Origin of the sequence: Shewanella sp. 11B5 (assembly GCF_002836795.1) — a bacterium.
Classification (GTDB): domain Bacteria; phylum Pseudomonadota; class Gammaproteobacteria; order Enterobacterales; family Shewanellaceae; genus Shewanella; species Shewanella frigidimarina.
The window spans coordinates 1-1,761 of the sequence record NZ_PJAP01000781.1 but is presented as its reverse complement, the minus strand read 5'-3'; the positions used below and the strand labels follow the sequence as shown (position 1 = coordinate 1,761).

Here is a 1,761-nt window from a genome sequence, read left to right as displayed (position 1 = left end):
ATCGAAAACCATCGCTCTGATTGTAATTTATGAAGACCAGCAACTTTCAAAAACGTCTTGTTCAAGTTTAAAGCCCGAACAAAATAAGGTTAGGCAATAACACTAGGTAGCATTGTCTACACCAACATCAACTCGGTTACCGCCGGCATTTTTTGCTCTATACATTGCTTGATCTGCATACTGAAGTAATTGCTGCTCATCATCACCATTATCTGGGTAGCGAGCAACACCGATACTCGGTGAAAGTTGCAAATTAAGATCATCAAATTGATAAGTTTTTTCGAGCTGAGCACGAATGTTTTCAGTAATAACCAGCACATTATCAAATGAATCTATGCCATTTAACACCACCACAAACTCATCGCCGCCAAAACGTCCAACCGTATCGGACTTACGGACACAATCACGTAAACGTTGAGCTATATTCTTAAGTAGCTTATCACCTACAAGATGACCATAACTGTCATTAACATGTTTAAACCCATCAATATCAATAAATAACAACGAAAGATGGCTTCCTTCACGACGTGCTAATCCAAGTGACGTTTGTAAGCGCCCAAACAACAATGCTCTATTAGGTAATTCAGTTAATGGATCATGTCCTGCAATGTAATGCAGTTGCTGCTCCATTAATTTTCGTTCAGTAATATCGTGAGCGATCGCAATTCTAAATTGGTGATCTTCAGACCATCGTGCCGACCAAAGAATGTCGATAATTTTGCCATCTTTACGGACCCAACGATTCTCAAAACGAGGTTGTTTTTTACCCTCCATCAATGATTCAACAACTTTAAGTGTTTTTATGCCATCTTCTGGATAAACATGGTCAATCATGGGTTTGCCTATCACTTCGTCTGGCGAATATCCAAAAATATCTTCAAATGCAGCACTAACAAAAACAAAAGTTCCCGCTTTATCAACCACGCAAACAGCATCTAGCATCAAATCCATAACATCTCTAAGCGCCACTAAATCAATGGTCTTCATACAGTGCATACCTCGAGGCGTTAGCTAAATTAATAAAGAGTAATACACGCCAGCTTATAAGTAGCGTCCAATAAACTCAATGGCTTATAACGATATGATTTAAACATTGCGATTCATAAAGACTGAAGGAACAAGTTTCATCACACTAAAACATCGTTTATCCCTTGAATAATCGACTAGCACACGGCTCTTGTTGCATAAGAGTCAAGCCATCAAACGGTATCATTAACCTAAGTGATGTAGAGTGCCAAATGGGTGGCGTCATTACGCTAACGGTCTACCCTTTGTATTTATTGAGTTCTCAAAGTCATTTATCGACAAACAACAAACAGAGGTTAATCCCCAGGGACATTGATAGCTAACATATTAAGCCATTGTGCTTTTAACGATTTGCTTAACCGGCTCTAATGATCACCAATCGACAAGAAAGCATATCTTATGCAAAAAATATGGTAATTAAATAACATTAATGCTTTGTTCACTCTTGCAAACAAGCATAAATGAGGTTAAGTTAACAGCAAGTCGATAAATACGACTTCAATGAGTGCATAAAACCTCATTTAAACTGATTAACTAATATCAAGTTAATATCAAATAAAGAGTATTGAAATGAACATCCAAGTGACTACAATCCACCATCATCACCATATGCGGTAGCCTTCGGATGCTAACTGCCGAAGGACGTTATCCTTCTGGTGGTGAACACTTATTCACATAAACCCCTGGAAGGAATTTCAGGGGTTTTTTGTTTTTTTAAATTTATATTTTTAATTT

The 1,761-nt window shown here is 37.6% G+C and carries 1 protein-coding gene; it reads right to left on the bottom strand.

What is annotated here, in order from left to right; genetic code table 11:
- Nucleotides 1–102: 102 nt before the first annotated feature.
- Nucleotides 103–987 carry a diguanylate cyclase domain-containing protein gene (locus tag CXF78_RS16385; RefSeq protein WP_102037375.1) on the bottom strand — a complete coding sequence of 295 codons (885 nt, stop codon included), beginning with the start codon at nucleotides 985–987 and terminating at the stop codon, nucleotides 103–105.
- Nucleotides 988–1,761: the final 774 nt, after the last annotated feature.

What these genes read in the sequence shown, in the direction of transcription:
- CXF78_RS16385 (WP_102037375.1), bottom strand. Translation starts at nt 987, where the DNA reads ATGAAGACCATTGATTTAGTGGCGCTTAGAGATGTTATGGATTTGATG.